At 42.9% G+C, this 24,676-nt stretch carries 22 protein-coding genes and 1 pseudogene; 18 read left to right on the top strand and 5 right to left on the bottom strand.

What is annotated here, in order from left to right:
- Positions 1-135: 135 nt before the first annotated feature.
- The 3 genes and pseudogenes from AC0C66_RS15025 (at position 136) to AC0C66_RS15015 (ending at position 3,177) form a co-directional block, all read left to right on the top strand.
- On the top strand, positions 136-1,311 hold the full coding sequence (locus AC0C66_RS15025; RefSeq protein ID WP_072183315.1) for a transglutaminase-like domain-containing protein: 1,176 nt from the start codon (positions 136-138) through the stop codon (positions 1,309-1,311).
- Between the two features lie 507 nt (positions 1,312-1,818).
- Positions 1,819-2,243, top strand: a pseudogene (locus AC0C66_RS15020) (ATP-binding cassette domain-containing protein); the annotation flags it as partial.
- Positions 2,236-3,177 (top strand): ABC transporter permease, encoded by a 942-nt coding sequence (locus AC0C66_RS15015; RefSeq protein WP_090558540.1) that lies wholly within the window; start codon positions 2,236-2,238, stop codon positions 3,175-3,177. The pseudogene AC0C66_RS15020 and the gene AC0C66_RS15015, both read left to right, overlap by 8 nt.
- Positions 3,178-3,269: 92 nt before the next feature.
- On the opposite strand, the gene cspB is transcribed toward AC0C66_RS15015, so the two are convergent.
- A complete protein-coding gene (gene cspB / locus AC0C66_RS15010) occupies positions 3,270-3,473 on the bottom strand; it encodes a cold shock-like protein CspB (RefSeq protein ID WP_003224086.1) in 204 nt (67 codons plus the stop codon).
- Between the two features lie 437 nt (positions 3,474-3,910).
- Between cspB and AC0C66_RS15005 the strand changes: the two genes are divergently transcribed.
- Positions 3,911-4,741 carry a MetQ/NlpA family ABC transporter substrate-binding protein gene (locus AC0C66_RS15005; RefSeq protein WP_472973617.1) on the top strand — a complete coding sequence of 277 codons (831 nt, stop codon included), beginning with the start codon at positions 3,911-3,913 and terminating at the stop codon, positions 4,739-4,741.
- A 2-nt stretch (positions 4,742-4,743) separates the two neighbouring features.
- Here AC0C66_RS15005 and AC0C66_RS15000 read toward each other — a convergent pair whose 3' ends face one another.
- The gene (locus tag AC0C66_RS15000) at positions 4,744-5,823 is read right to left on the bottom strand and encodes a GGDEF domain-containing protein (protein WP_079288693.1); all 1,080 of its coding nucleotides are present in this window, start codon (positions 5,821-5,823) and stop codon (positions 4,744-4,746) included.
- A gap of 172 nt (positions 5,824-5,995) precedes the next feature.
- Here AC0C66_RS15000 and tcyP point away from each other — a divergent pair, with 172 nt between their 5' ends.
- Complete coding sequence (gene tcyP / locus AC0C66_RS14995; RefSeq protein ID WP_072182539.1) at positions 5,996-7,387, top strand: L-cystine transporter TcyP; 1,392 nt, start codon at positions 5,996-5,998, stop codon at positions 7,385-7,387.
- A 41-nt stretch (positions 7,388-7,428) separates the two neighbouring features.
- Here tcyP and AC0C66_RS14990 read toward each other — a convergent pair whose 3' ends face one another.
- Positions 7,429-7,830, bottom strand: coding sequence for a hypothetical protein (locus AC0C66_RS14990; RefSeq protein ID WP_072182541.1), 402 nt, complete (start codon positions 7,828-7,830; stop codon positions 7,429-7,431).
- Positions 7,831-8,020: 190 nt separating this feature from the next.
- Here AC0C66_RS14990 and AC0C66_RS14985 point away from each other — a divergent pair, with 190 nt between their 5' ends.
- Together AC0C66_RS14985 and AC0C66_RS14980 are read left to right on the top strand one after the other, a co-directional pair.
- Positions 8,021-8,608 (top strand): YhcN/YlaJ family sporulation lipoprotein, encoded by a 588-nt coding sequence (locus AC0C66_RS14985; RefSeq protein WP_072182538.1) that lies wholly within the window; start codon positions 8,021-8,023, stop codon positions 8,606-8,608.
- A 119-nt stretch (positions 8,609-8,727) separates the two neighbouring features.
- Entirely contained in the window at positions 8,728-9,696 is a 969-nt protein-coding gene (locus AC0C66_RS14980) for a gluzincin family metallopeptidase (protein ID WP_061188249.1), read from the top strand.
- On the opposite strand, the gene AC0C66_RS14975 is transcribed toward AC0C66_RS14980, so the two are convergent.
- The gene (locus AC0C66_RS14975; protein ID WP_041520902.1) at positions 9,628-10,281 is read right to left on the bottom strand and encodes a spore coat protein; all 654 of its coding nucleotides are present in this window, start codon (positions 10,279-10,281) and stop codon (positions 9,628-9,630) included. The genes AC0C66_RS14980 and AC0C66_RS14975 overlap by 69 nt on opposite strands.
- 83 nt (positions 10,282-10,364) lie before the next feature.
- On the opposite strand from AC0C66_RS14975, the gene AC0C66_RS14970 reads away from it, so the two are divergent.
- Both AC0C66_RS14970 and srtA read left to right on the top strand, forming a co-directional pair.
- On the top strand, positions 10,365-14,018 hold the full coding sequence (locus AC0C66_RS14970) for a 5'-nucleotidase C-terminal domain-containing protein (protein ID WP_461845679.1): 3,654 nt from the start codon (positions 10,365-10,367) through the stop codon (positions 14,016-14,018).
- Positions 14,015-14,611, top strand: coding sequence for a sortase SrtA (gene srtA, locus AC0C66_RS14965; RefSeq protein ID WP_072182534.1), 597 nt, complete (start codon positions 14,015-14,017; stop codon positions 14,609-14,611). The genes AC0C66_RS14970 and srtA overlap by 4 nt, the downstream gene beginning before the upstream one ends.
- Before the next feature lie 30 nt (positions 14,612-14,641).
- Here the strand turns inward: srtA and AC0C66_RS14960 are convergent, their stop codons facing one another.
- Positions 14,642-15,550 (bottom strand): RluA family pseudouridine synthase, encoded by a 909-nt coding sequence (locus AC0C66_RS14960; RefSeq protein WP_461845680.1) that lies wholly within the window; start codon positions 15,548-15,550, stop codon positions 14,642-14,644.
- 110 nt (positions 15,551-15,660) lie between these two features.
- On the opposite strand from AC0C66_RS14960, the gene AC0C66_RS14955 reads away from it, so the two are divergent.
- The 9 genes from AC0C66_RS14955 to glpK all read left to right on the top strand — a co-directional run bounded on the left by AC0C66_RS14955 (position 15,661) and on the right by glpK (position 24,602).
- Entirely contained in the window at positions 15,661-16,056 is a 396-nt protein-coding gene (locus tag AC0C66_RS14955) for a YhcU family protein (RefSeq protein ID WP_087987999.1), read from the top strand.
- A gap of 137 nt (positions 16,057-16,193) precedes the next feature.
- Positions 16,194-16,616 (top strand): CBS domain-containing protein, encoded by a 423-nt coding sequence (locus AC0C66_RS14950; RefSeq protein WP_014113165.1) that lies wholly within the window; start codon positions 16,194-16,196, stop codon positions 16,614-16,616.
- A gap of 125 nt (positions 16,617-16,741) precedes the next feature.
- Complete coding sequence (locus AC0C66_RS14945; RefSeq protein WP_014113166.1) at positions 16,742-17,404, top strand: HAD family hydrolase; 663 nt, start codon at positions 16,742-16,744, stop codon at positions 17,402-17,404.
- Between the two features lie 15 nt (positions 17,405-17,419).
- Complete coding sequence (locus AC0C66_RS14940) at positions 17,420-18,961, top strand: bifunctional GNAT family N-acetyltransferase/carbon-nitrogen hydrolase family protein (protein ID WP_072565994.1); 1,542 nt, start codon at positions 17,420-17,422, stop codon at positions 18,959-18,961.
- A 111-nt stretch (positions 18,962-19,072) separates the two neighbouring features.
- Complete coding sequence (locus tag AC0C66_RS14935) at positions 19,073-19,987, top strand: AEC family transporter (protein WP_461845681.1); 915 nt, start codon at positions 19,073-19,075, stop codon at positions 19,985-19,987.
- A gap of 144 nt (positions 19,988-20,131) precedes the next feature.
- On the top strand, positions 20,132-21,484 hold the full coding sequence (locus tag AC0C66_RS14930; RefSeq protein ID WP_072182540.1) for an aspartate aminotransferase family protein: 1,353 nt from the start codon (positions 20,132-20,134) through the stop codon (positions 21,482-21,484).
- 30 nt (positions 21,485-21,514) lie between these two features.
- A complete protein-coding gene (gene glpP / locus AC0C66_RS14925) occupies positions 21,515-22,087 on the top strand; it encodes a glycerol uptake operon antiterminator GlpP (RefSeq protein WP_072182531.1) in 573 nt (190 codons plus the stop codon).
- Between the two features lie 181 nt (positions 22,088-22,268).
- The gene (gene glpF, locus AC0C66_RS14920) at positions 22,269-23,093 is read left to right on the top strand and encodes a glycerol uptake facilitator protein GlpF (RefSeq protein WP_014113170.1); all 825 of its coding nucleotides are present in this window, start codon (positions 22,269-22,271) and stop codon (positions 23,091-23,093) included.
- A gap of 18 nt (positions 23,094-23,111) precedes the next feature.
- Positions 23,112-24,602 (top strand): glycerol kinase GlpK, encoded by a 1,491-nt coding sequence (gene glpK / locus AC0C66_RS14915; protein WP_072182530.1) that lies wholly within the window; start codon positions 23,112-23,114, stop codon positions 24,600-24,602.
- Positions 24,603-24,676: the final 74 nt, after the last annotated feature.

Raw genomic sequence — 24,676 nt, 5'->3', positions numbered from 1 at the left:
TAAAGATTATAAGAATATTTATAATTATATTAGAAATAAAATAAAGAGGCCAACGAAAGAAGAAGTAATACTCCCTCAAAACGGTCTAGTGGAATAAAGTATAATGAAAATATTAATGAAGGCAGATGAGATTAAATGAGGAAAAAACCGTTTATTGTCGATTATCTTTATAAAAACTCCTTAGATCAAACAATTGAACTTTGGCTCCCTATTCCTGATGGATTGGCTCACGCATCATTAAAACCATCTCAACTACATAGATTGCCTACTGGTGAAAATCTAGGTTACTTCATTCTACATAAAAATGATACATTACATTTTCAATATACTCGCGAATGGTATACCTCAGAAGGGGAGACGATACCTTTAAGCAAGGAAGAGGAAGAATACTATTTAAGAGATACGATTCTTTCACCTGTTAATAAAGAGACTTTAGATCTTGCACGAGATATTACAATAGGGATAAACAGTAAAAGGGAGCAAGCAAAAGCGATTTTTCGATATATTGTTACCAATTACAAGTATAAGTATCCCCCTAAGAGCAGAGGGGTAAAATCCTTCCTTCGATTTAAAAATGGAGATTGCGCTGAGTTTTCCTTTTTATTTTCTTCCTTGTGCAGGTCCCTGGGAATTCCTACAAGAACTTTATTTGGAAGTTGGTCATTTGGAAAAATGAATGGCCATGCGTGGAATGAAATATATTTAGAGGATGAGGGGTGGATTGCTGTTGATGTAAGTATGGCTAATCTGCGGAAACATAATATACTAAGGTTTTTATATAGCGATTTACGAACTATGTGGTGGGGAAAATACTTTGGTAAAACAGAAGGACAGCGGGTTGTTTTCTCCCGAGATAGTGAAATCGAACTTATGCCTGCATACGGCGACAGCAAAGGTAGATCCATAGCAATTGAACCTCTGCAAATTAATGATAGAGATTTTTATTGGGGACAGGAGTCCTTGAAGGGTGCTGCCCCTTACCTTCAACCAGCGTATGTGAAGATAGATACGCAAAATCTCCTACCTAGCACATCTATTGGTGTGGAAAACCTTCTGGGAACCTGGAAAGTAAAGGAAACTGGATGGCGAGGTTTCTTGGCGCAATCAAAGAAATATTTAGCAGTGATCGCCCTAACTACAATGGGTATAAATTATATTTATAGTAATGACTATCTTGAATTTTTATTTAAGTTTAGTTTTGTTGCGTTATTTACATGTTTTGTTTTAAGGAGAGAGCGAGCATTCTTATTTAGCATTTTTTTAGTTATTATGACTCTTTCTCTTTTATCTACAATATCTGAACTATTGTGAGTATATATTAGTTATAAAAAAATAACTTATAGGAAGAGAAAATGTGTATGAAGGTGCTTATATGACGGTGAATGCAATGTATGAAGTAGTTAATAAAAATTATTGTTCTTATTAATATAAAATAAAGAACGTTATATTTTTATATTACAGACTTTCATAGTGGCTGGTGGTACTTCATCCAGACATCGATATTTAAATTAATTTCCGAGCGACTAATGGACAACAGTGTATAAAATCTTAGCGACTAACAGAACACAAGAATTTTAAAATCTGATTCTTGCCCTTTTCCCTCAGAAAAAGCTAAAAAGAATGTTTTTATCATAACATATTATTCACTACTAACTTCAGACTTCTATAATCTGTTAAGTAACTATATGAATATAATAACTATAGAGCTGGGACTTTACCCAGTAGAATAAAAAATGTGGCACTCACCAATCAGCTGTGAGTGCCATGTTTTATCTATTTTAATTTTTTGTACACATGAAGTATACCTTCATTTTTTTACCTCTCATTTTGAGGGAAATCATAGATCACTTGAAGAAGTTGACGCGAGAAAAAGGAATGGCTGTCATCGTCTCAAGCCACCTGCTGTCAGAAATGGAACTGATGTGTGACCGAATTGCAATTCTGCAAAAAGGAAAGCTTATCGATATTCAAAATGTGAGAGATGAAATCACTGATGAGAACGATACATATTTCTTTAAGTTGAGCAGCTGAATAAAGCCGCTTCTGTTCTGAAGGAGTACAATTTGGTGAAGAAGGCAAATGGTGTAGAAGTCAAACTGGCTAAAGACGAAGTCCCTGCGGCTATTGAATTGCTGGTGATGCAGCAAGTCCGCATTTACGAAGTTAAAGTAGTGACAAAATCGTTAGAGGACCGTTTCTTAGAAATAACAGGTGAAGCAAAAGAGGAGGTTCAACATGCTTAATTTGATTTATAATGAGTGGATCAAAATTTTCAGCCGTGCCGGAACATGGGTGATGATCGGGATTCTGGGATTAACAATGGTTGGATTTGCATTTCTGGCGAATCATTTTTCTGCTGGTGATTCAAATCTCCATTGGAAACAAGAACTCCAAGCGGAAAACACCGTACTGAAGAAAGAAATTAAAGAAAATCCTTCACTGAAAGGTGAATATGAAGAAACAATCACACTTAACAACTATCATATAGAGCATAACATCCCCGGTGACACAGGCTATACTGTATGGTCTTATGTAACGGATTCAGCAGGTTTTACAATTCTTACCGGGCTGTTTACCATTATTATCGCAGCCGGAATTGTCGCGAACGAATTTAATTGGGGAACCATAAAGCTATTAATGATCCGCCCGCTCAGCCGTTTTCAGATTTTGCTCTCCAAATATATTACAGTTCTCTTGTTTGGTTTCTTATTGCTGTTTATTTTATTTATAGGTTCTACTTTGCTGGGACTGATCTTTTTTGGGACAGGCGGTGACACTGCCGCGAATATTCATTTAATCTATAAGGATGGCCATGTCATTGAGCAAAACATGATAGGGCATTTGGCCACAACGTATCTTTCTGAATCCGTCGCGGCTTTAATGGTGGCGACGATGGCATTTATGCTGTCCGCTGTATTTAGAAACAGCTCTCTTGCAGTAGGGTTTTCCATCTTTTTGTTGGTAGCCGGTACGACTGCCACTGCATTTATTGCAGCGAAATTTGACTGGGCGAAGTATATATTGTTTGCTAATGTAGATTTGTCTCAGTATGTGGATGGCACACCGTTAATAAAAGGGATGACTATGACGTTCTCTATCAACATGCTGGTGATCTACTTTATCATCTTCCTGTTGCTTGCTTTCGGAATCTTCATGAAACGGGATATTGCAAACTAATGAAAAAAAGCTGTTTTGCTTATGCAAAACAGCTTTTTTATCGAAATAAAAACTGCAGGTTTGCACCTGCAGTTTTTCATATCAATTTATGCTTACGCTTCTTTAGTAACGTTAGCAGCTTGTGGTCCGCGGTTTCCTTCAACGATTTCAAAAGAAACAGCTTGGCCTTCTTCTAAAGTTTTGAAGCCTTCGCCTTGAATAGCAGAGAAATGAACGAATACATCGTCTTGACCTTCTACTTCGATGAATCCGAAACCTTTTTCAGAGTTGAACCATTTTACTTTACCTTCTAACATGAAATTTCCTCCTAAAGCGATCATAACGCTTAAATTCACTATTCTTGCTCTTAACAAACTTTCAAGACGAAAACTCTTACAAAACTTTCTTCTTAAAGATAGTTCGAACAAAAATAATTACCTTTACTCTACCAGTAATCTTCAGAAAAAACAACTGCTAAATGAAACTTTTTTCGGAAAATACCATATTTATTTTTCAATTTGATATTTATTTACGGAAATTCATCTGTTTTCTCGATATGTGATCATACGTTTGCCTTAGTATTCCTTCTTTTCGGGAAGACAATGTAATAGGAATTGACAACCTTATTGGATATGAGTAAGGTAAAAGTTAATCAATATTACAAATGACAACGTTTATCAACTAAGAGAGCGTATGATTTTTATGTCTGATATTGGGTTGCATGCTCTAATACATAGATAGGAGTATGGTCACAATGAAAAAGTGGCTTATATGCAGTTTCGTTGTTGTTCTTCTCGTTTCATTTACAGCATGCTCACCGTCAGCAGAACATGAAACGATAAAAATCGGAATTGCTGAGTCTGACGAGGCAATATGGAACTATATTGCTAAAAAAGCTGAAGAAGCAGGGCTGGATATTCAGCTGATACCTTTTTCTGATTATGCGGAGTCTGATATCGCGCTTGCTAACAAAGAAATTGATGCCAACGCCTTTCAAAACATTTCATTTTTTCAGTCGTTCACTCAAAAATACAAACTTAAGCTGGAACCGCTCGGTACGACATACATAACGCCTATGGGCATTTATTCAAAGCAGTATAACCGATTCCAAGATATACCACGAGGAGCTGTCGTTTCTGTACCGGATAAAGCACTCGATTTTGGCAGGGCGCTTACGGTGCTTAAGGAGGCAGGGTTGCTAACGTTGAAAAACGGATTTAACGGAACAGGTTCAGTCGATATGATTAAAGATAATCCGAGGCACCTGAAATTAAAAGCCGTCCGGCAACAGGGTGCAGTGAGCGGCACCGACGTGTTTGTCATGAAACCGTCTGAAGCAAAAAAAGCGGGACTGAACCCGGAAAAACATGCCATAAAGAGCGGTGGACTAATGTCTAAGGAAGAGATGAATTTGATTGTTGTCAGAGCGGAGGACCAAGATCGGGAAGCGCTGCAAACCATTCTTGAGCTCTATCAAGCTGATGATACAGCGGCATTTATAGAAAAAGAATATCAGGGGGATCTTGTCCCGGCTTTTCTGCCTTTGAAACGTCTTTCAGATTGGAAGAATGAATTCGAACATTGAATTCATTCTTTTTTTTCTGAAAAACATACTTTGTTTCGTCCCGTTTCTTTCGCTTTGTACAGCATTTGATCGGCAAGAATCGGCAAAGATTCTGGATGCTCCGTATTATTAGGATAATGAGAGGCCCCCAGTGATATCGTAACTGACAGCTCTTCACCATTTGTTAATCTAATTGGTGCGTCACTGACAGCACATCTGATCCGTTCTGCGATCTGGGCTGCTTTATCAAGCGTACAGTTCGGCAGGAGCACGGCAAATTCTTCACCGCCAATCCGTGCGGCAGGATCAGTATTTCGGATGCTCTGCTTCAGACGTGAGCCCAGCTCTTTCAGCACCTGATCTCCTTCATGATGGCCGTATTGGTCATTGATGGTTTTAAAATGGTCGATATCCATATAAATCAGTGCGAATTGAAAATGCGGGGTATTGGCCGCCTGTTGATATAGAGCTTGTGTGATTTCTTCAAACTTTCTTCGGTTATAAATGCCTGTTAAAAAGTCAAAGTGCGCCTGAAACTTATATTGTTTAAAAAGAAGATGTGCATTTGTTTCATGATCAATAATATATAAACTGAGCATGCCGCCCGCTATTGAGACGATCCAAAAATATAAGTGAAGTTCATATGAATGTAAATCTATAAGAAAATAAAAGGAAAAGGAGATCATACTATTTGTGATCATTAAAAGATAGAAAGCATGTTTTAATTGGACTTTTTTTCTTCTAGAAACAATGAGTGACGGGATGGCAGCGATACAAATGATAATAACCGAGTATATTGCAGATGTGTTCATCGTGATCAGCATGCGGCCTGCAGCGATCATAACCAAGGCCGTTGCCGTTGAAACCCAGCCCCCATAAAGAGCGGCAATCATAATAGGGATATTTCGAAGATCAATGATTGAATGCTGATAGGTAAATCCAAAAACCATTAGAATAACCCCGAGCAAACCGCAGGCCAGTCCTTTAACAGCTTGGAAGGATATGCTGTCTTTTTTATGTACTAACCTTTCTTTAAACAGGTGGGTGAAGAGATAATTAAATGTGATTAAAATGGTCAAGTTTACAAACAGTTCTTTCAGCAAATATTATCACCCTTATATAAGGTACTAAAGATGGAAGGGAAAGAAAAGAACAAAAAAGGGATTATATAAGGTTTTTTTTACTTGAATCCTTAGTTTGAATAATTCGCACTTGACCTATCGGAATTAGTGTAATATAGTAAATGAGAAAATTTGAAGGGAGAGTTTACCTGCTTTGGAGACTTTACTAGTTGTATTACATGTATTTATTTTATTTTTACTTATCTTAGGGCTTTTTGTGATGCAGAAAAAACATGTTTCCTTCTCTAAACGTGTATTTACTGCGCTGGGGCTGGGGATTGTATTCGGATTTGCGCTTCAGCTGATTTACGGCCCGACTTCAAATATAGTCATTCAAACAGCGGACTGGTTTAATATTGCCGGGGGCGGGTATGTCAAATTGCTTCAAATGGTTGTCATGCCGCTCGTTTTTATTTCAATTCTCGGCGCATTTACAAAGCTGAAGCTGACAAAAAATCTCGGAAAAATCAGCGGTTTGATTATCGGGATATTAGTAGCGACAACAGCTGTAGCGGCAGCTGTCGGTATTGCCTCCGCGCTTTCTTTTGACCTGCAGGCGATTCAGGTTGACCAAGGGGATACAGAGCTTTCGCGGGGACAGGAACTTCAGCAGAAATCAGAAGATATGACAGCGAAATCGCTGCCGCAGCAGATTGTTGAACTGCTGCCGGGAAACCCGTTTTTAGATTTTACGGGAGCTAGACCGACTTCAACGATCGCGGTCGTTATTTTTGCCGCTTTCCTTGGAATGGCATTCCTCGGTGTGAAGCATAAACAGCCGGAACAGGCAGAAACATTTAAAAAAATGGTTGATGCCGTTTATGCCATTGTCATGCGTGTTGTTACCCTCATTTTGAGACTGACGCCTTATGGGGTGCTGGCCATTATGACAAAAACGATTGCGACGAGTGATATTGACAGCATTCTAAAATTAGGGATGTTTGTGGTTGCTTCGTATGCCGCGTTAATCACAATGTTTATCATTCATTTGCTGCTGCTGACGCTCAGTGGTTTGAATCCGGTTGTTTATTTGAAGAAGGCGCTGCCTGTACTTGTATTTGCTTTTACTTCACGGTCAAGCGCGGGTGCTTTGCCGCTAAATATTAAAACACAGAAAAGCATGGGTGTGCCGGAAGGAATCGCAAACTTTGCCGGTTCGTTTGGTCTTTCAATCGGGCAAAATGGATGCGCCGGCATTTATCCTGCGATGCTGGCGATGATGATTGCTCCGACTATCGGCCAAAATCCGTTTGACCCGGTGTTTATTATCACAGTTATCGCAGTCGTTGCCATCAGCTCCTTCGGTGTTGCCGGAGTTGGCGGCGGAGCGACATTCGCGGCGCTTCTTGTTTTATCATCATTAAATATGCCTGTCGCACTCGCCGGTTTATTAATCTCAATCGAACCGTTAATCGACATGGGGCGTACTGCTCTAAATGTCAGCGGAAGTATGACATCTGGCCTCATTACGAGTAAGGTAACGAAGGAAATTGATCCAGGTATATTCAATGATCAATCCAGAGTGATCGAAGCCGAAGAAGCGTAACATATGAAAACGTGTAATCCATCTTGGATTACACGTTTTTTTTAACGTCCGGGTTCTAAGTCCTCAAGCATTTCCATCATGGTGTTGTCGTCCATCACATTCATTGCGCTTTGTTCAAATTGAATGGGTTCAGCATAATGCGGCTGTCTTTTTTTCGCTGCTGTCTCAGTTTGCCTAGTTTGAGTCTGTGTATGCTGATGCTGGGTTTGCTGCGCTCCGGCATGCTGATGCTGACGGCCATTTTGCTGTTGGCTTTGATTTTGCGAACGTTCCTGATTATTACCGCCGCCAAGTGCTTGTTTGACCATATTTCCTACATTAGAAGCATCAAACATGTTATTTTTAGAATTTTGTCTGTTCATTTGTCCTGTAATAAACCCGCTGATTCTTTGGCGGATCTGTGGTGATAAAGCAGCAATAAGCATAGTTGACCCTATAATCATTGCTGCGGGGCTGAGTCCTCTTCGCTGATTGAACAACGTGATCCCTCCTTTATAAGTGTATTGATATTTTCCCCTCTAATTAGACAAATTAACCGCTTTATTTCCCGGGAAAGCATTTCCGTTATTTTTTCATGCATAATTAGAGCCAGTTAGAAAAACCTATAAGTAAAGTGATAAAGGAGGAATTCACATGCTTGGAAAAAAACAAGTCCTTGCGTCCATGCTTCTTATCCCTTTGCTTATGACTGGCTGCGGTATGGCCAATCAGGGTGAGGGCAGACGTGATAATGCAAATCCAGAAAACGTTAACTACCGCAATCCGGCAAACGATAATGGCACAAGAAATATTAACGATGCCAATAATAATCGTGACAATGTCGATAATAATGTAACTGACAATGTCAACGATAACGGCAACAACAACGGCAACAACGGTAATGATAACCGTAAATTAGAAGTTGCTGACGACGCTGCCGATAAAATCACGGATTTGAAAGAAGTAAAACATGCAAATGTAATTGTTGCCGGAAATCAAGCATATGTTGCGGTTGTATTAACAAATGGAAATAAAGAAGTTGGCAAAGATCTCAAAAAGAAAATTTCTGATAAAGTGAGAGACACTGATAAAAACATGGATAATGTTTACGTTTCTGCGAATCCAGACTTTGTAGACCGAATGCAGGGATATGGCGAGCGGATACAAAATGGCGATCCGATTGCAGGATTCTTTGATGAATTCAGTGAAACTGTACAGCGTATATTCCCGCAAGCTGAATAAATGAAAAAAGCCGCATAATTTGTGCGGCTTTTTCTTTGCGTTAATGACACACCGCGAATGCAGGCTGCATAGAGTAAAAATAAAAGGTACAAGACGGACCGGCTCAGGGAGGGAGACGTTTGCGGGATGGCATAGGAAAGCGTGCGGCATCCGCTCTATTCCTGTGCGGAGTCCTTGTGATGCTGGCTGTAAGCTCGGCCATCGTATCAAGCACGATGTATATACTGTCTTTGCCAGGGCAGGCATCTGGTATAACAAAAGAACAAGTGACGAAGCACATGAAGAAAGAGTCATTCAAACAGGCCGATATTTATTACACTTCTAAGGAAAAGTCCTTACTGCCATTGACGAAAGATACACTTGAATATGCGGTCAGTATTAATCAGATTATAATTGGATATTCGAACCAAAAGCCTATTGATATTATTTTTTTTCCTAATGAAAAACAGATGGAGGCTTACTCCGGTTTACTGGATGTCGTCGGTTTTTATTCTGAAAGGGAGCAGCTGATCGGATTGTTGCCTGAAGAGAAAAAGAAACTTTTAGAAGGTGACGAAGTAGCGGTTTATTTGTACCAGAGATTGTTGATTCATGAATACACGCACCATGCGTTTCACCAGAAATTGAAGGAGCTTGAAGCAGATCCCGATGAGTTTCCGTTATGGTTTCACGAAGGGTTAAGCGAGTGGATCGCGAACTATGAATTGCTCATAGATCCGATCACGTTTTCTGTCGTGCCCTTTGACCGTTTGCAGACAGATCAAGATTGGCAGAAAGCCCGAGCTGAATATGACACTGATGTCTATTTGCAAAGCTTTTATATGGTCAATGAGCTGACGGACAGATACGGGAAAGACATTATTTCTGAACTGATAAAGCAAACGGCAAAAAAAGGGGACTTTAAAAAAGGATTTCAATCGGCAACAAAGGAAAGTCTTGATCAGTTTGAAAAAGATTTTAAGAAAACATTTGAAGAAAACAGTGCGGCATTGGATAGTATTTATCCAATGCCTTTGTTATTAATGAAGTCCTTGCTGGCCCATACCGCCTTGAGTTGGAGGCATTTGTCCTTGTGCCGGAGCAAATGAATTTCTCAATTGTTCCATATCCTGCGCATCTAGCTGAGGAACTTGGTAATAGCCGTGTTTGTTTTGGTATAGGAAAATTTCAAAAGCCATTTCAACATACTGCTGAATTTGCGCAGATAGTACGCGTCTTACGGCTGGGTTTGTCATTTCCAGAGAAGCCATCGTCAGCATAGAAGCCTGTGCTTTAACTGCGCAAAGCATTTGTCGGCTGATGATGCTGTCATCAATATCATTCATGGATTGAACAGGTTTTTTAGGCTGTGACGGCTGCATGCCGTAAACAGTCTGGTTGTCTTCCTTCATCATATAAGTTGCTGTTTTTTGTGAAGGTTCGCTTCCTGTTTTGAAGCATTCTGCAGTTAAGTTATATTGAGACGTAATGAATTGATGTTGACGATCAAGGATGTTTAATAATTCCTGATCCTTACAAAATTGTCTCAGCATCATAAACTGATCAAGTACAGTAAGTGTTCCGGAAAGCACCTCGTGCATATCAAACATTTCATGTCCGCCGTGATTTTTATGCGGCTTGCCAGGAATACCTTTGTTCATTTGGGATTGTTGCTGCTGATTTAACTGATCCAAACCGAATTCCTCCTTTTTTTTTCAGATCAGCTGTATTTTGTGTCAGTCTGCCGCGATTTATGCAGAAGCCTGAAAGGAATTATATGCTGTCTGTCGAAATGATAAGCAGACAAAGTCGTTGTCATAAAGTGTATCTTAAAGGAGGAAAAATGATGAGGCGTATTCTGCATATTGTGTTGATCACGGCATTGATGTTCTTACATGTAATGTACACGTGCGAAGCTGTAAAGGCAGCTGAACCGCAACAGCCGATATCGGTTGATAAGGCGATACAGCAAAAAGAAGGACAGGCGCTTGTCGAAGGATATGCTGTCGGCCAGGCTGTTTCCCCGCAGAACTATAAGCTGACAAGCCCTTTTTCAAATGATTATAATGTCGCGCTGGCAGACAGTAAAAACGAGACATCGTCCGATCACATCCTTCCCGTGCAAATCCCCTCCGCCTTCAGAAGCCAATTTGGGCTGCAAACCAATCCGCTTCTTCTTGGAAAAAAGATAACTGTTCAAGGAAAGCTTGAAAATTACTTTAACACGACAGGACTTAAGAACGTTCAGTCGATGGACTTAACTGACGACGCGAAAACTCTGCCGGCTGAACAGCCAATGACGATAAATGAAGCGCGGGGACGACTGAATGAAGAAGTAACGATAAAAGGGATCGTCACTGCTGATCAAAGCGCGATCGGAGGCGGGAAGCTGTCGACCTTTATGCAGGATAAAAGCGGAGGCATTAACATTTATTCGCCTTCCCCTAAACAATTTCCCGAATTAAAAGAAGGCATGGATGTCACGGTAACAGGGAAAATCACGACATACCAAGGGCTGACAGAAATCATTCCAAACTCATCAGGCATCAAAATCAACAAGTCAAATCAACCTATCCCGTCTCCTAAACATTTAACAATAAATGAACTGATTAACAGCAGTCTTGGTGATCAGTTTGAAGGCCGCCTTGTGACACTAAAAGCATTTGTTTCCTCAATTCCAAATTCTCCTGCCGGCGGGGGTTATAATGTAACGATGGTAGATGAAGACCATCATGCGATGACGCTCCGGGTTATGAATGAAACAGGGGCGATAGACGAACTTGATGAGGGCAAATGGTATGAATTTACCGGTGTGTTAAGCAGATACCAATCCTTTCAGCTGCTACCGCGAAAATCGTCTGACTTGAAGCTGCTTAAAGAACAGCCCGCACCTCCGTCTGCGGAGGGTGAATATGAAGGTATTGTTGACCGGGTTGTTGACGGCGATACCATTCATCTTAAAACTCCAGTACTTGGAACGACAAAAATCAGGTTTGTAAATGTAGATACACCTGAAACGTATCACACACCCAAAAATGAAGCGGACGAAAATCAATTAAGATTTGGCAAAGAAGCATCTGACTATCTAAAAACGGTTCTGTCTCCTGGAGATAAAATTACTGTCAAGGTCGGAAGTGAAGCCAAGGATAACTATGGCAGACTTCTTGCACAGGTCATAACCGAATCGGGTTCAAACGTGAACTTAGAGCTTGTAAAAAATGGCTATGCTCCGACGTATTTTATTTGGCCGGTTGACAATGAAGGGGATTATCAGCAGTTTCAAGCTGCCGTAGCTGCTGCGAAAATAGAGCAAAAAGGAATTTGGAATGAAGACGATCCCCTCTTGGAAATGCCGTTTGAATTTAGAGCCAGAGAGCAGGGGAAAGGCCTGACAAGATATGTGGGAGATTCATCAAATAAAACATATGTGCAACCAGCTGACTGGAAGCAGGTAGCTGTGGAAAACAGAATTTTCTTCGCCTCAGTAAGTGAAGCGGAGAACGCAGGATATAAAAAGAGGCAAACGGCACCTCAAGAAAGTGTGCCGCTTAGAATTCTCAGCATGAATGATTTGCATGGCAAGATCGACCAGCAATATGAGCTTGATCTCGATGGGAACGGAACTGCAGACGGCCCTTTTGGACGCATGGACTATGCCGCCGCATATTTGAAAGAGAAAAAGGCCGAAAAGAAAAACACGCTAATTGTGCACGCGGGAGATATGATCGGAGGCAGCTCTCCAGTTTCATCTCTTCTTCAAGATGAACCGACTGTAGAGCTGATGGAGGACATCGGATTTGATGTCGGAACTGTCGGCAACCACGAGTTCGATGAAGGTACGGATGAACTGCTGAGGATCTTAAATGGCGGAGATCACCCGAAAGGCACGAGCGGATATGATGGACAGAACTTTCCCCTTGTATGCGCCAATTGTAAAATGAAATCTACAGGAGAGCCCTTTTTGCCGGCATATGACATCATAAATGTGGAGGGCATACCCGTTGCCTTTATCGGGGTTGTCACACAGTCGGCCGCGGGCATGGTCATGCCTGACGGAATAAAAAACATCGAGTTTACAGATGAAGTAACAGCGGTGAATGAGGCGGCCGAAGAGCTGAAGAAAAAAGGCGTGAAGGCTATCGCGGTTCTCGCGCATATGTCAGCCGAACAAAACGGTGCCGCAATTACCGGTGAATCTGCTGATCTTGCAAACAAAACAGATTCTGAAATCGACGTCATTTTTGCAGCGCATAATCATAAGGTTGTTAACGGTGAAGTGAATGGAAAACTGATTGTTCAGGCGTTTGAATATGGAAAAGCGATAGGTGTTGTTGATGTAGAGCTCGATAAAACGACAAAAGACATTGTCAAAAAGTCAGCGGACATCGTATATGTCGACCAAAGTAAAATAGAACCGGATGCCAGTGCGTCAGCCATTTTAAAGAAATACCAAACACTTGCTGAACCGATTATCAGCGAGGTTGTCGGCGAAGCGGCTGTTGATATGGAAGGGGGGTATTCGAATGACGGTGATACGCCTCTTGGAAACCTGATTGCGGATGGCATGCGAGCGGCCATGAAAACGGATTTTGCTCTTATGAATGGCGGCGGAATACGGGAAGCGCTGAAGAAGGGTCCCATTACGTGGGGAGATCTTTACAATATCCAGCCGTTCGGAAATGTGTTAACGAAGCTTGAGATTAAAGGAAAAGATTTAAGAGAGATTATCAATGCGCAAATCTCGCCGGTTTTTGGTCCTGACTACAGCATCAGCGGGTTTACGTATACGTGGGACAAAGAAGCCGGAAAAGCTGTCGATATAAAATTGGCAGATGGCACCGAGATACAGCCCGAAGCCACATATACATTAACCGTCAACAATTTTATGGCGACGGCGACAGGAACTAAATACCAGCCAATCGGATTGCTTGGGAAAAATCCGGTGACAGGGCCTGAGGATTTGGAAGCGACAGTTGCTTATGTGAAGAGCTTTGATGAGCCAATTGCTTATACAAAAGAGGGAAGAATTAAGCTTGCTGAAGCGAGTGACATTGAAGACCCTGTAACAGAAGACCCAGTTACGGATGAGCCGGGAGATGCCCCGGGAACGGAGCCGCCGGTTAAAGAGGATCCAGAGCCTGGGGAAGACCAGAATGATTTAAAAGAGACTCCAGGTACTGTGCCGGTTCATCAGCTGAAGCCTACAGACATTTTGAGATTAGGTGAAATGCCGAGCGGTGAAAAATATACTGACACAGCCGGCAAGATCAGCACATTGCCTTTACAAAATGGAACTGCGAAAGGCGGGTCTGATCATCAGCTTCCGGATACATCAGCGGGCTACTATAACTTTATGGTAATCGGTGCGGCGGTGACACTGTCTGGAACTTATCTATATGTCAGAAGAAAAAGGAGCGCCTCCAGAACGTGAAAAAGGTTATTCCACTCGTCATCATTGCGGTCGGTCTTTTGATCACAGGCTATGGGGGCCTTAAATTGATCGATACGAATAAGAAGACCGAACAGACATTAAAAGAAGCAAAACTGGCGGCTGAAAAGCCGCAGGAAGGCTCGGGCACAAAACAAAGCGCAGGTCATGCAGAGAACAAAGCATCATTTAAGCCTGAGACCGGCCAAGCGAGCGGCATTTTAGAAATACCTAAAATCAACGCGGAGCTTCCGATCGTGGAGGGCACCGATGCAGATGATTTAGAAAAAGGTGTCGGGCATTACAAGGACAGCTATTATCCTGATGAAAATGGGCAAATTGTGCTGTCGGGACATCGGGATACCGTTTTTCGCCGGACGGGAGAGCTGGAAAAGGGGGATCTGCTTCGTATACTCCTGTCATATGGAGATTTCACATATGAAATTGTGAAAACAAAAATTGTCGATAAAGATGACACATCCATTATTACGCTCCAGCATGAAAAGGAAGAGCTCATTCTGACGACCTGCTATCCGTTTTCATATGTCGGAAACGCCCCGAAGCGTTATATTATATACGGAAAACGAGTCACTTAAAAAGCCGCAGTCAAGTCCTGCGGCTTTTCTTCATGAAAAATATGTGTCGCAAAGGTTTTCTATATCAGCTGGGAAAGGCGCTTCGGCAACAATCTGCTCGCCGGTTATCGGGTGAACGGCTTGTACCTTTTTGGCGTGGAGCGCCTGTCTGTTTAGCAGCTTGCTCCCGCCTCCATAAAGCGAGTCTCCTGTCAGCGGATGGCCGATGCTCGCCATATGAACACGAATTTGGTGTGTTCTTCCTGTTTCCAGCTCTAATTCCACGAGCGTCAGTCGCTCTTTCGCATTGCTGGCAATCACCTTGAAATGCGTGACGGCTGTTTGTCCGCCTGGTGAAACCCGGCGTCTTGTCGGATGTGATCTGTCTCTGCCAATCGGTGAATCAATTGTACCTTTTTTTGACTTTAGCTGTCCTTCAGCGATGGCGGTATACGTTCGTTTTAGCGTCTTTTTCTCTAACTGCTGATCCAGGATGGCGTGTGCCAAACGATGCTTGGCAAAAACGATTGCGCCAGATGTATCCTGATCAAGACGATGGACGTGGCGCACCTTGCATATTTCCCCATTCACCTGATAATGGTATGCGATCAAATTAGCCAGTGTGCCGGTTTGGCCATCCTCATTCGGATGGGTCGCTATGCCTGCAGGTTTATTGACGATAAGCATATGATTGTCCTCAAATAAAATATCAAGCTCTCCATACTCTGGTATGACGGAGGATTCTTCACTTTCCTGAAGATTAATGAACACACGGTCTCCTTTTTTGACGATAACATTATTTATGACGGATTCGTGATTGACCTTTACCCGATGATGGGACATCCAGTCTTGAATCACGGGTTTAGAGGCTTTAAGCGCTGTTTTCAGTACAGAAAACAGCCATTTGCCATCTTGTTTTTCATTGATGAGGAGCTCAAGCCCTCTGCCTTTTTGTTTCATGTTAAATGGCTCCTTTTCGATGCGGAAGGCTGCTGTTTCTCATAGGAAACACTTACCTTAGCTTTCGTGTTTTTTTCTGTGCTATTCTTGATTAAGACTTAGGATATTCGATGGCAAGAAAGGTGATTGACGTGAGAATTGTGAACGCAGCAACTGCAGAACAGGAGAGCTTTATCAAGGAGCTGTCAATGGAGCTGATCCATGATGTATTTCCTCTTTATTTCTCCGAACTGGACATTCAGCGCTTTAAAAAGAAAGGCGTTCTGTCTTTAAATAACCATTATTACCAAGGAACATTAAAAGAAGCATTTCAAATTATGGCTTGTCTGCAAATGATACATATTATCCTGACAAAGCCTTCGCCGCACACTGATTTGAATGATCAAGCGATTTTTGAAAAAAACAGCAAGATGCTGAATGATTTTGGGATTTATTTTCCGTTTGCTTTTTCTGACTTTCAAACGAAGACAAACAAAGCCTTCTTCGGTCACAGAAGGCTGATATAATCAGGCAGCAAGAGCTTTTCCATTTTCAGAAAAGCTCTTTTTTGTATCAGAGAAATCATATCATAAAACCTTTCCTCTAACTCCCTTTTTAATCGGCACGTGTCTGAACATACTAATGATTGAAAGGGGTGCTGACAATGAGTTCAGTAAGAAATACAATGACAACGCAGGTAGCTACCGTTTCTCCGAATCAAACGATTCAGGAAGCGGCTTCTCTCATGAAACAGCATAACGTCGGGGTAATTCCCGTTGTAGAGCAAGGTGTTTTAAAAGGAATGCTGACTGACCGTGACATTGCATTAAGAACTACAGCTCAGGGCCGAGATGGCCAGACACCCGTTTCAGAAGTGATGTCAACAGACCTCGTATCGGGAAATCCTAATATGAGTCTGGAAGACGCGTCGCAGCTGATGGCCCAGCACCAAATCCGCCGCCTTCCTATTGTAGATCAAAACAATCTAGTCGGGATCGTTGCGCTTGGAGACCTGGCAGTCAATCAGATGTCGAACGAGTCTGCTGGAGAAGCGCTGACAAACATTTCTCATCAAAACATTCATTAATAAGGAAGAGCTTGCGGTGTGCAGGCTCTTTCTTCACATAAACCTTACTTTTTGAAAGCAGACATGTTTCGGGGTATAGTGAGTGTATACATATGTCTCAATTTGGACTAAAGGAGTTGTACGCAGTGATTAAAGCGTTAATTTTTGATTTTGACGGACTTATTCTTGATACAGAAACACACGAATATGAAGTCCTTCAGGAAATATTTGAGGAACACGGCTCAGTCCTTCCGTTATCCGTCTGGGGAAAGGTCATTGGAACAGCCGCGGGATTTCGGCCGTTTGAATATTTAGAAGAGCAGATCGGCAAAAAGCTGAACCATGAAGAGCTGACAACATTGCGAAGAGAACGGTTTGCGAAACGCATGGAAACAGAAAAAGCAAGACCGGGTGTCGAGGCGTATCTGAATGCGGCAAAGGATTTAGGCTTAAAAGTAGGCCTTGCCTCCAGCTCTGATTATAAATGGGTATCGGGCCATTTGAAGCAAATCGGCCTGTTTGATGATTTTGAGGTCATTCAAACGGCGGATGATGTGGAAGAGGTGAAGCCGAATCCTGAACTATATTTATTGGCCGCAAACAATCTTGGCGTATCACCATCAGAATGTCTCGCGTTTGAGGATTCTGTCAATGGTTCGATTGCTGCGAAAAGAGCGGGGATGAAGTGTGTCATCGTCCCGAATAAAGTAACAAGCACCTTGATGTTTGAAGATTATGATCACAGGCTTGAATCAATGGCGGAGATGGAACTCGCCCTATTGCTTGATCATCTGAATAAACAACAATAGAAAGGAGCGAGTAGATTGTCTGAGAAATTAGATTTGACCCGTTTTGAAAAGAAAATGGTCATTCGCAATATCGAAGAGAAAGACATCGACAAGATTATCGATCTTCAAAAGGACTGCTTTCCGGGAATGGAGCCTTGGAAGCGGGAGCATTTAATCAGCCATCTGGAACATTTTCCCGAAGGGCAGTTTTGTGCAGAATTCGAAGGTGAAATTATCGGTTCGTGCTCAAGTCTCCTGATTAATTTTGATGAATATGATGACCGCCATACGTGGCAGGACATTACAGATGATGGTTATATCACCAACCATAATCCGGACGGCTTGAATATGTACGGAATTGAGGTCATGGTGCATCCGAAATACAGACGAATGAAGATCGGCCACCGTTTGTACGAGGCGAGAAAGGACTTGGCCAGACGCTTAAATCTGAAAAGCATTATCATAGGCGGACGGATCCCGAACTATCATAAATATGCAGAAGAAATGACGGCGAGAGAGTATGTTGAACAGGTGACTCGCCACCAAATTTACGATCCGGTCCTATCTTTTCAGCTGATGAACGGCTTTACCCTTATGCGAATTAATCCGAACTATCTCCCGGATGATACAGCTTCGATCAAGTATGCGACGCTGATGGAATGGAACAATGTCGATTATCTTCCGCAGCAGACAAAACGTTATTATAAATCGGCGTTCCCTGTGAGAATCTGTGTGATCCAATATGAAATGAAGAAAATTTATTCCTTTGAGGAATTTGCGAATCAAGTAGAATACTATGTCGATGTCGCTTCTGACGCGAGATCTGATTTTGCGGTGTTCCCGGAAATTTTCACAACCCAGCTCATGTCTTTCCTTGAGGAACGGTCACCGAGCTTGGCGGTACAGAGAATTACCGAGTATACGGAAGATTACATCAGCCTATTTACTGATTTGGCTGTGAAGTACAACGTCAACATTATCGGCGGATCTCATTTCGTTGAAGAGGAAGGCAAGATTTATAATATCGCTTACCTGTTCAGACGGGACGGAACGATCGAGAAGCAATATAAACTCCATATTACGCCGAATGAACGCAAATGGTGGGGGATCAGCGCAGGAGACCAAGTTCGCGTGTTTGATACGGACTGCGGAAAAATCGCGATCCAGATCTGTTATGACATTGAGTTTCCTGAGCTTGCCCGGATTGCGGCGGATAAAGGGGCCAAAATCATCTTTACGCCATTTTGTACAGAAGACCGTCAAGGCTATTTGCGTGTCAGATACTGTTCGCAGGCTAGAGCGGTTGAAAATCAAATTTATACGGTTATCTCTGGAACGGTTGGAAACCTTCCGCAAACGGAAAACATGGATATCCAATACGCCCAGTCAGGCATCTTTGCCCCGTCTGATTTTGAATTCGCCCGAGACGGCATTGTCGGCGAAACAAACCCGAATATTGAAATGGTCGTCATCGGCGATGTTGACTTGGAAATTCTCAGAAGACAGCGCCAAAACGGTACAGTGCGCCAGCTAAAAGACAGACGGCGTGATGTTTATCATATTCAATATAAAAAATAATCCCGAAACCCGCCTGAAAATGGCGGGTTTTTTTATTAAAAACAGAATTGAAACGATTACGCGCTTTCTTTAAAATAAAAGTAAATTGTATATCGGAAAAGAAGGTGCCTTATGGAGTTTCTGCTTGTTTTAGTTCCTGTTTTCGGAATTTTCGCAATTGGTTATATCGGACAGAAAACGCTCGGCTTTAATATTCAAACGCTGTCCAAAATGTCCTTATACTTAATGTCTCCTTTTCTGGCATTTGATACGTTTTATACTAACAAGCTGACGATGGATTATGTCTATCTCTCTATTTTTGTGCTGGGGCTTTGCCTAGTTCTTGTTCTATTTGTCTACTTTTTATCTTTTTTTCATAAGTATCCGAACCAAGATCGCTGTGCCATGATCCTGTCATCCGCTTTTATGAATAACGGCAATTACGGAACGCCTGTTGTCCTGCTGGTGTTTGGGACAGCCGGCCTGGACACGGCCGTTGTGTTAATGGTGCTGCAGCAGTTAATCATGAGCACGATCGGCTTGTATTATGCGGCAAAAGGAGGTTCGGAGGAAGGCGGATTTAAAATGGTCATGACCCGGGTTATCCGTATGCCTGTTGCGTACGGGGCGCTTTTAGGCGCAATACTTCAGCTTATGCATATTTCAATTCCTAAAGAGTTAATGACAGGAATTGAGCTGGTCGGAAATGCAGCCATTCCTACGATTATGATCATTCTAGGCATGCAGCTTGCATTGATTTCTTTTAAGCATATTGAATACAGAAAAATTTCTTATTCATTGCTTTTGAAGCTGATGGTATCTCCGGTGATTGCGCTAGGCTTCACATTGATATTGCCGGTGGATGACATGACAAAACAAATCATGATTGTCGTCGCCGCCATGCCGACAGCTGCTAACACGACTTTAATGGCTGTCCAGTTTAATACAAGGCCGGAAGTCGTTTCGAGCGCAACCTTTATCAGCACGATGCTGAGTATTGTCACTTTGCCTGTTCTGCTTTGGATGCTGCATCCCCTTTCTTCTTGAAAAAGAGGATGTTTTATTATTTCCGGGGTTTATTGACTCTAACTCCGTCTGGCTTTATATTGAAGGCAGGGAAATCATCACCAAGACATCACATAAGAGAAGGTCTGTTTCAATTGAATTGGCACTTTAGTGAACGCTAATGAAATGGAGATGATGGGGATGGAAAACATTCAGCAAAATCAGGGATTAAAGCAAAAAGATGAGCAATTTGTGTGGCATGCCATGAAGGGAGCGCATCAAGCGGACAGCCTGATTGCCCAAAAGGCCGAAGGGGCCTGGGTGACCGATATAGATGGACGCCGCTATTTGGATGCGATGTCCGGTTTGTGGTGTGTCAATGTTGGTTACGGGAGAAAGGAGCTTGCGGAGGCTGCCTATGAGCAATTAAAGGAGCTGCCTTACTACCCGCTAACGCAAAGTCACGCACCGGCGATTCAACTGGCGGAAAAGCTGAATGAATGGCTTGGCGGCGATTATGTCATCTTTTTTTCCAACAGCGGATCGGAAGCAAACGAAACTGCTTTTAAAATCGCCCGCCAGTACCATCTGCAAAACGGCGACCACAGCCGTTATAAATTCATCTCAAGATACAGAGCATATCACGGCAACACATTGGGAGCGCTCTCAGCTACCGGCCAGGCGCAGCGAAAATATAAATATGAGCCTTTAAGCCAGGGGTTTCTGCATGCAGCTCCTCCAGATGTATACCGGAATCCTGAGGATGCCGACACGCTAGAAAGCGCAAATGAAATTGACCGCATCATGACATGGGAATTAAGCGAAACGATTGCCGGGGTCATCATGGAACCCATCATTACTGGCGGAGGCATCTTAATGCCGCCGGACGGATATATGAAGAAGGTGGAGGACATTTGCCGCCGTCACGGAGCTCTTTTGATTTGCGATGAAGTCATCTGCGGGTTTGGACGGACAGGCGAGCCATTCGGATTTATGCATTATGGCGTGAAGCCTGATATCATTACGATGGCAAAGGGAATCACCAGCGCGTATTTGCCATTGTCAGCGACTGCTGTTAAACGTGACATTTTCGAAGCGTATCAAGGTGAAGCTCCCTATGACCGTTTCCGCCACGTGAACACATTCGGTGGAAGCCCGGCTGCCTGTGCATTGGCGTTGAAAAACCTGCAAATTATGGAGGACGAACAGCTGATTCAGCGATCGCGCGACCTGGGAGCAACGCTTTTAGGTGAGCTACAAGCCCTAAGAGAACACCCGGCAGTCGGAGATGTTAGAGGAAAAGGGCTGCTGATCGGAATCGAGCTCGTCAAAGATAAATTGACAAAAGAGCCGGCTGATGCCGATAAAGTAAACCAAGTGGTTGCGGCGTGCAAAGAAAAAGGGCTGATCATCGGCAAAAACGGCGATACAGTCGCCGGCTACAACAACGTCATCCAGCTCGCCCCGCCATTTTGCCTGACAGAAGAGGACCTTTCCTTTATCGTGAAAACGGTGAAAGATAGCTTTCAGACGATTTAATATAAAAGTGATTTGTTAAAGGAGCACACAATGAGTTTTCACAACCAGCCCATTTTACCGGCTATTCGCAATATGAAGCAATTTGATGAGTTTTTGAACAGTTCATTTTCCTACGGTGTTATTCTTGATATTCATCTCGGCCAGCTGAAGGGCGTGATCAGAGAGGCACAAAAGCATGGAAAGAACATGATGGTGCACGTCGATCTCATTCAAGGGATCAAGCATGACGAGTACGGAGCGGAGTTTATTTGCCAGGACATCAAGCCCGCCGGGATTATTTCCACAAGATCGAACGTGATTGCCAAAGCGAAGCAGAAGAAAATTTATGCCATTCAGCGCCTATTTCTGCTTGATACAAGCGCGATGGAGAAAAGCATGGAGTTTGTCGGCAAGCATAAGCCAGACTTCATTGAAGTGCTCCCAGGCATCGTTCCGTCACTCATTCAAGAAATTAAAGAGAAAACGGGGATTCCCATCTTTGCTGGCGGTTTCATCCGTACGGAAGAGGATGTAGAACAGGCCTTAAAAGCGGGGGCTGTTGCTGTTACAACATCAAATACTAAATTATGGAAGAAATATGAAGACTTTTTGAACGGAAAATGATTGACACCGCTTTCATCCACTGATACAATTGCACTAGGTTAATACATTGTGATGGAGAACTCGGAGACCACAGCAGCTCTTTACGGTAAATGTTTATGCACCCGTAAAGCGGTTTGTTGTGGTTTTTTATTCTCTTCTTCTCTATCATACTTCTTAATCGTGACTTTAGGAGGAATGTGCTATGACAGCATTTTGGGGAGAAGTCATCGGTACGATGCTGCTTATCATTTTTGGGGCAGGTGTTTGTGCAGGTGTCAATTTAAAGAAATCGCTTTCATTCCAGTCTGGCTGGATTGTTGTTGTATTTGGGTGGGGATTGGGTGTTGCCATGGGCGCTTATGCAGTTGGCGGCATCAGCGGAGCCCATTTGAATCCGGCGCTAACGATAGCGCTTGCATTTGTGGGAGATTTTCCATGGAAAGAGGTTCCGGTTTATATTGCGGCGCAAATGATCGGAGCGATCATCGGTGCGGTGATTATTTATCTGCATTACCTGCCGCATTGGAAGTCAACGGATGATCCCGCTGCCAAGCTGGGTGTTTTCTCAACAGGTCCCAGCATTCCGCATACTTTTGCAAACGTTTTAAGTGAAGTCATTGGGACATTTGTCCTTGTGCTTGGAATCTTGGCCATTGGGGCAAATCAATTTACAGAAGGGCTTAATCCTTTAATCGTCGGTTTCCTCATTGTAGCGATCGGTATTTCTCTAGGAGGCACCACCGGCTATGCGATTAATCCTGCCCGCGACTTAGGTCCGCGGATTGCACACGCGTTTCTTCCGATTCCGGGCAAGGGATCATCAAACTGGAAATACGCATGGGTTCCGGTAGTCGGCCCGATCTTGGGCGGATCATTCGGCGGCGTATTTTACAACGCTGCATTTAAGGGGCACATCACAAGCAGCTTCTGGATTGTAAGCGTTATATTGGTTGTGGTATTGTTAGGGCTATATATCTATACGAAATCACATTCTGCTAAAACATTATCAAATTCAAAATATATTTAATCAAAGGGGAGACACCTTATGGAAACGTACATTTTATCCTTAGATCAGGGGACGACAAGTTCAAGAGCGATTCTGTTTAACAAAGAAGGCAAAATCGTTCACTCCGCTCAAAAGGAATTTACACAATACTTCCCGCATCCAGGCTGGGTTGAGCATAATGCGAATGAAATTTGGGGATCAGTGCTCGCTGTTATTGCATCAGTCATTTCTGAATCGGGAATCAGCGCTTCTCAAATTGCCGGCATCGGCATTACGAACCAGCGTGAGACGACGGTTGTGTGGGATAAGGATACAGGAAAGCCTGTCTATAATGCAATCGTTTGGCAGTCCAGACAGACGTCCGGCATTTGTGAGGAACTTCGTGAAAAAGGATATAATGATAAATTCAGAGAAAAAACTGGGCTTTTAATCGATCCATACTTTTCCGGCACGAAGGTGAAGTGGATTTTAGATAATGTAGAAGGTGCAAGAGAAAAAGCGGAAAAAGGCGAGCTGCTGTTTGGAACGATTGATACATGGCTCATTTGGAAAATGTCAGGCGGAAAAGCGCATGTGACTGATTACTCCAATGCCTCCAGAACGCTGATGTTTAATATTTACGATTTAAAATGGGACGATGAACTGCTCGACATTCTAGGCGTACCGAAATCCATGCTTCCTGAAGTGAAGCCGTCTTCCCATGTGTATGCGGAGACTGTTGATTATCACTTTTTCGGAAAAAATATCCCGATTGCGGGAGCGGCAGGCGACCAGCAGTCCGCATTGTTCGGCCAGGCGTGCTTTGAAGAAGGCATGGGGAAAAACACATACGGCACTGGATGTTTCATGCTGATGAATACAGGGGAAAAAGCAATTAAGTCCGAACACGGGCTTTTGACGACAATCGCTTGGGGCATTGACGGAAAAGTTAACTATGCGTTAGAAGGAAGCATTTTTGTTGCAGGCTCTGCCATCCAGTGGCTGAGAGACGGATTGAGAATGTTCCAAGATTCATCGCTTAGCGAAACTTATGCGGAGAAAGTGGATTCGACTGACGGCGTATATGTTGTTCCGGCATTTGTCGGATTGGGAACGCCTTACTGGGACAGCGACGTGCGCGGTTCGGTTTTCGGTCTGACAAGAGGGACAACAAAAGAGCACTTTATTCGTGCGACACTGGAGTCATTGGCTTATCAGACAAAAGATGTGCTTGACGCAATGGAAGCAGATTCAAACATTTCATTAAAGACGCTTCGTGTAGACGGAGGGGCTGTGAAAAATAATTTCCTGATGCAGTTCCAGGGAGATCTTCTGAATGTTCCTGTGGAGCGTCCGGAAATTAATGAAACAACTGCGCTTGGCGCAGCCTATTTGGCAGGTATTGCTGTGGGATTCTGGAAGGACCGTTCTGAAATCGCGAACCAGTGGAATCTGGATAAACGGTTTGAACCTGAATTAGAAAAAGAAAAACGTAATGAGCTGTATAAAGGCTGGCAAAAAGCCGTCAAAGCAGCTATGGCTTTTAAATAAAATCATACTATGATATAATGGTTACAAGTTAATAAGAACGGTCCTGAGATGAGGAGAGACCACAGCACCAAAGT

The sequence above is a fragment of the Bacillus sp. VA13 genome (genome assembly GCF_055710085.1).
Note: the sequence above shows the minus strand (reverse complement) of the source record. Positions and strands in the feature narration are given on the sequence as shown.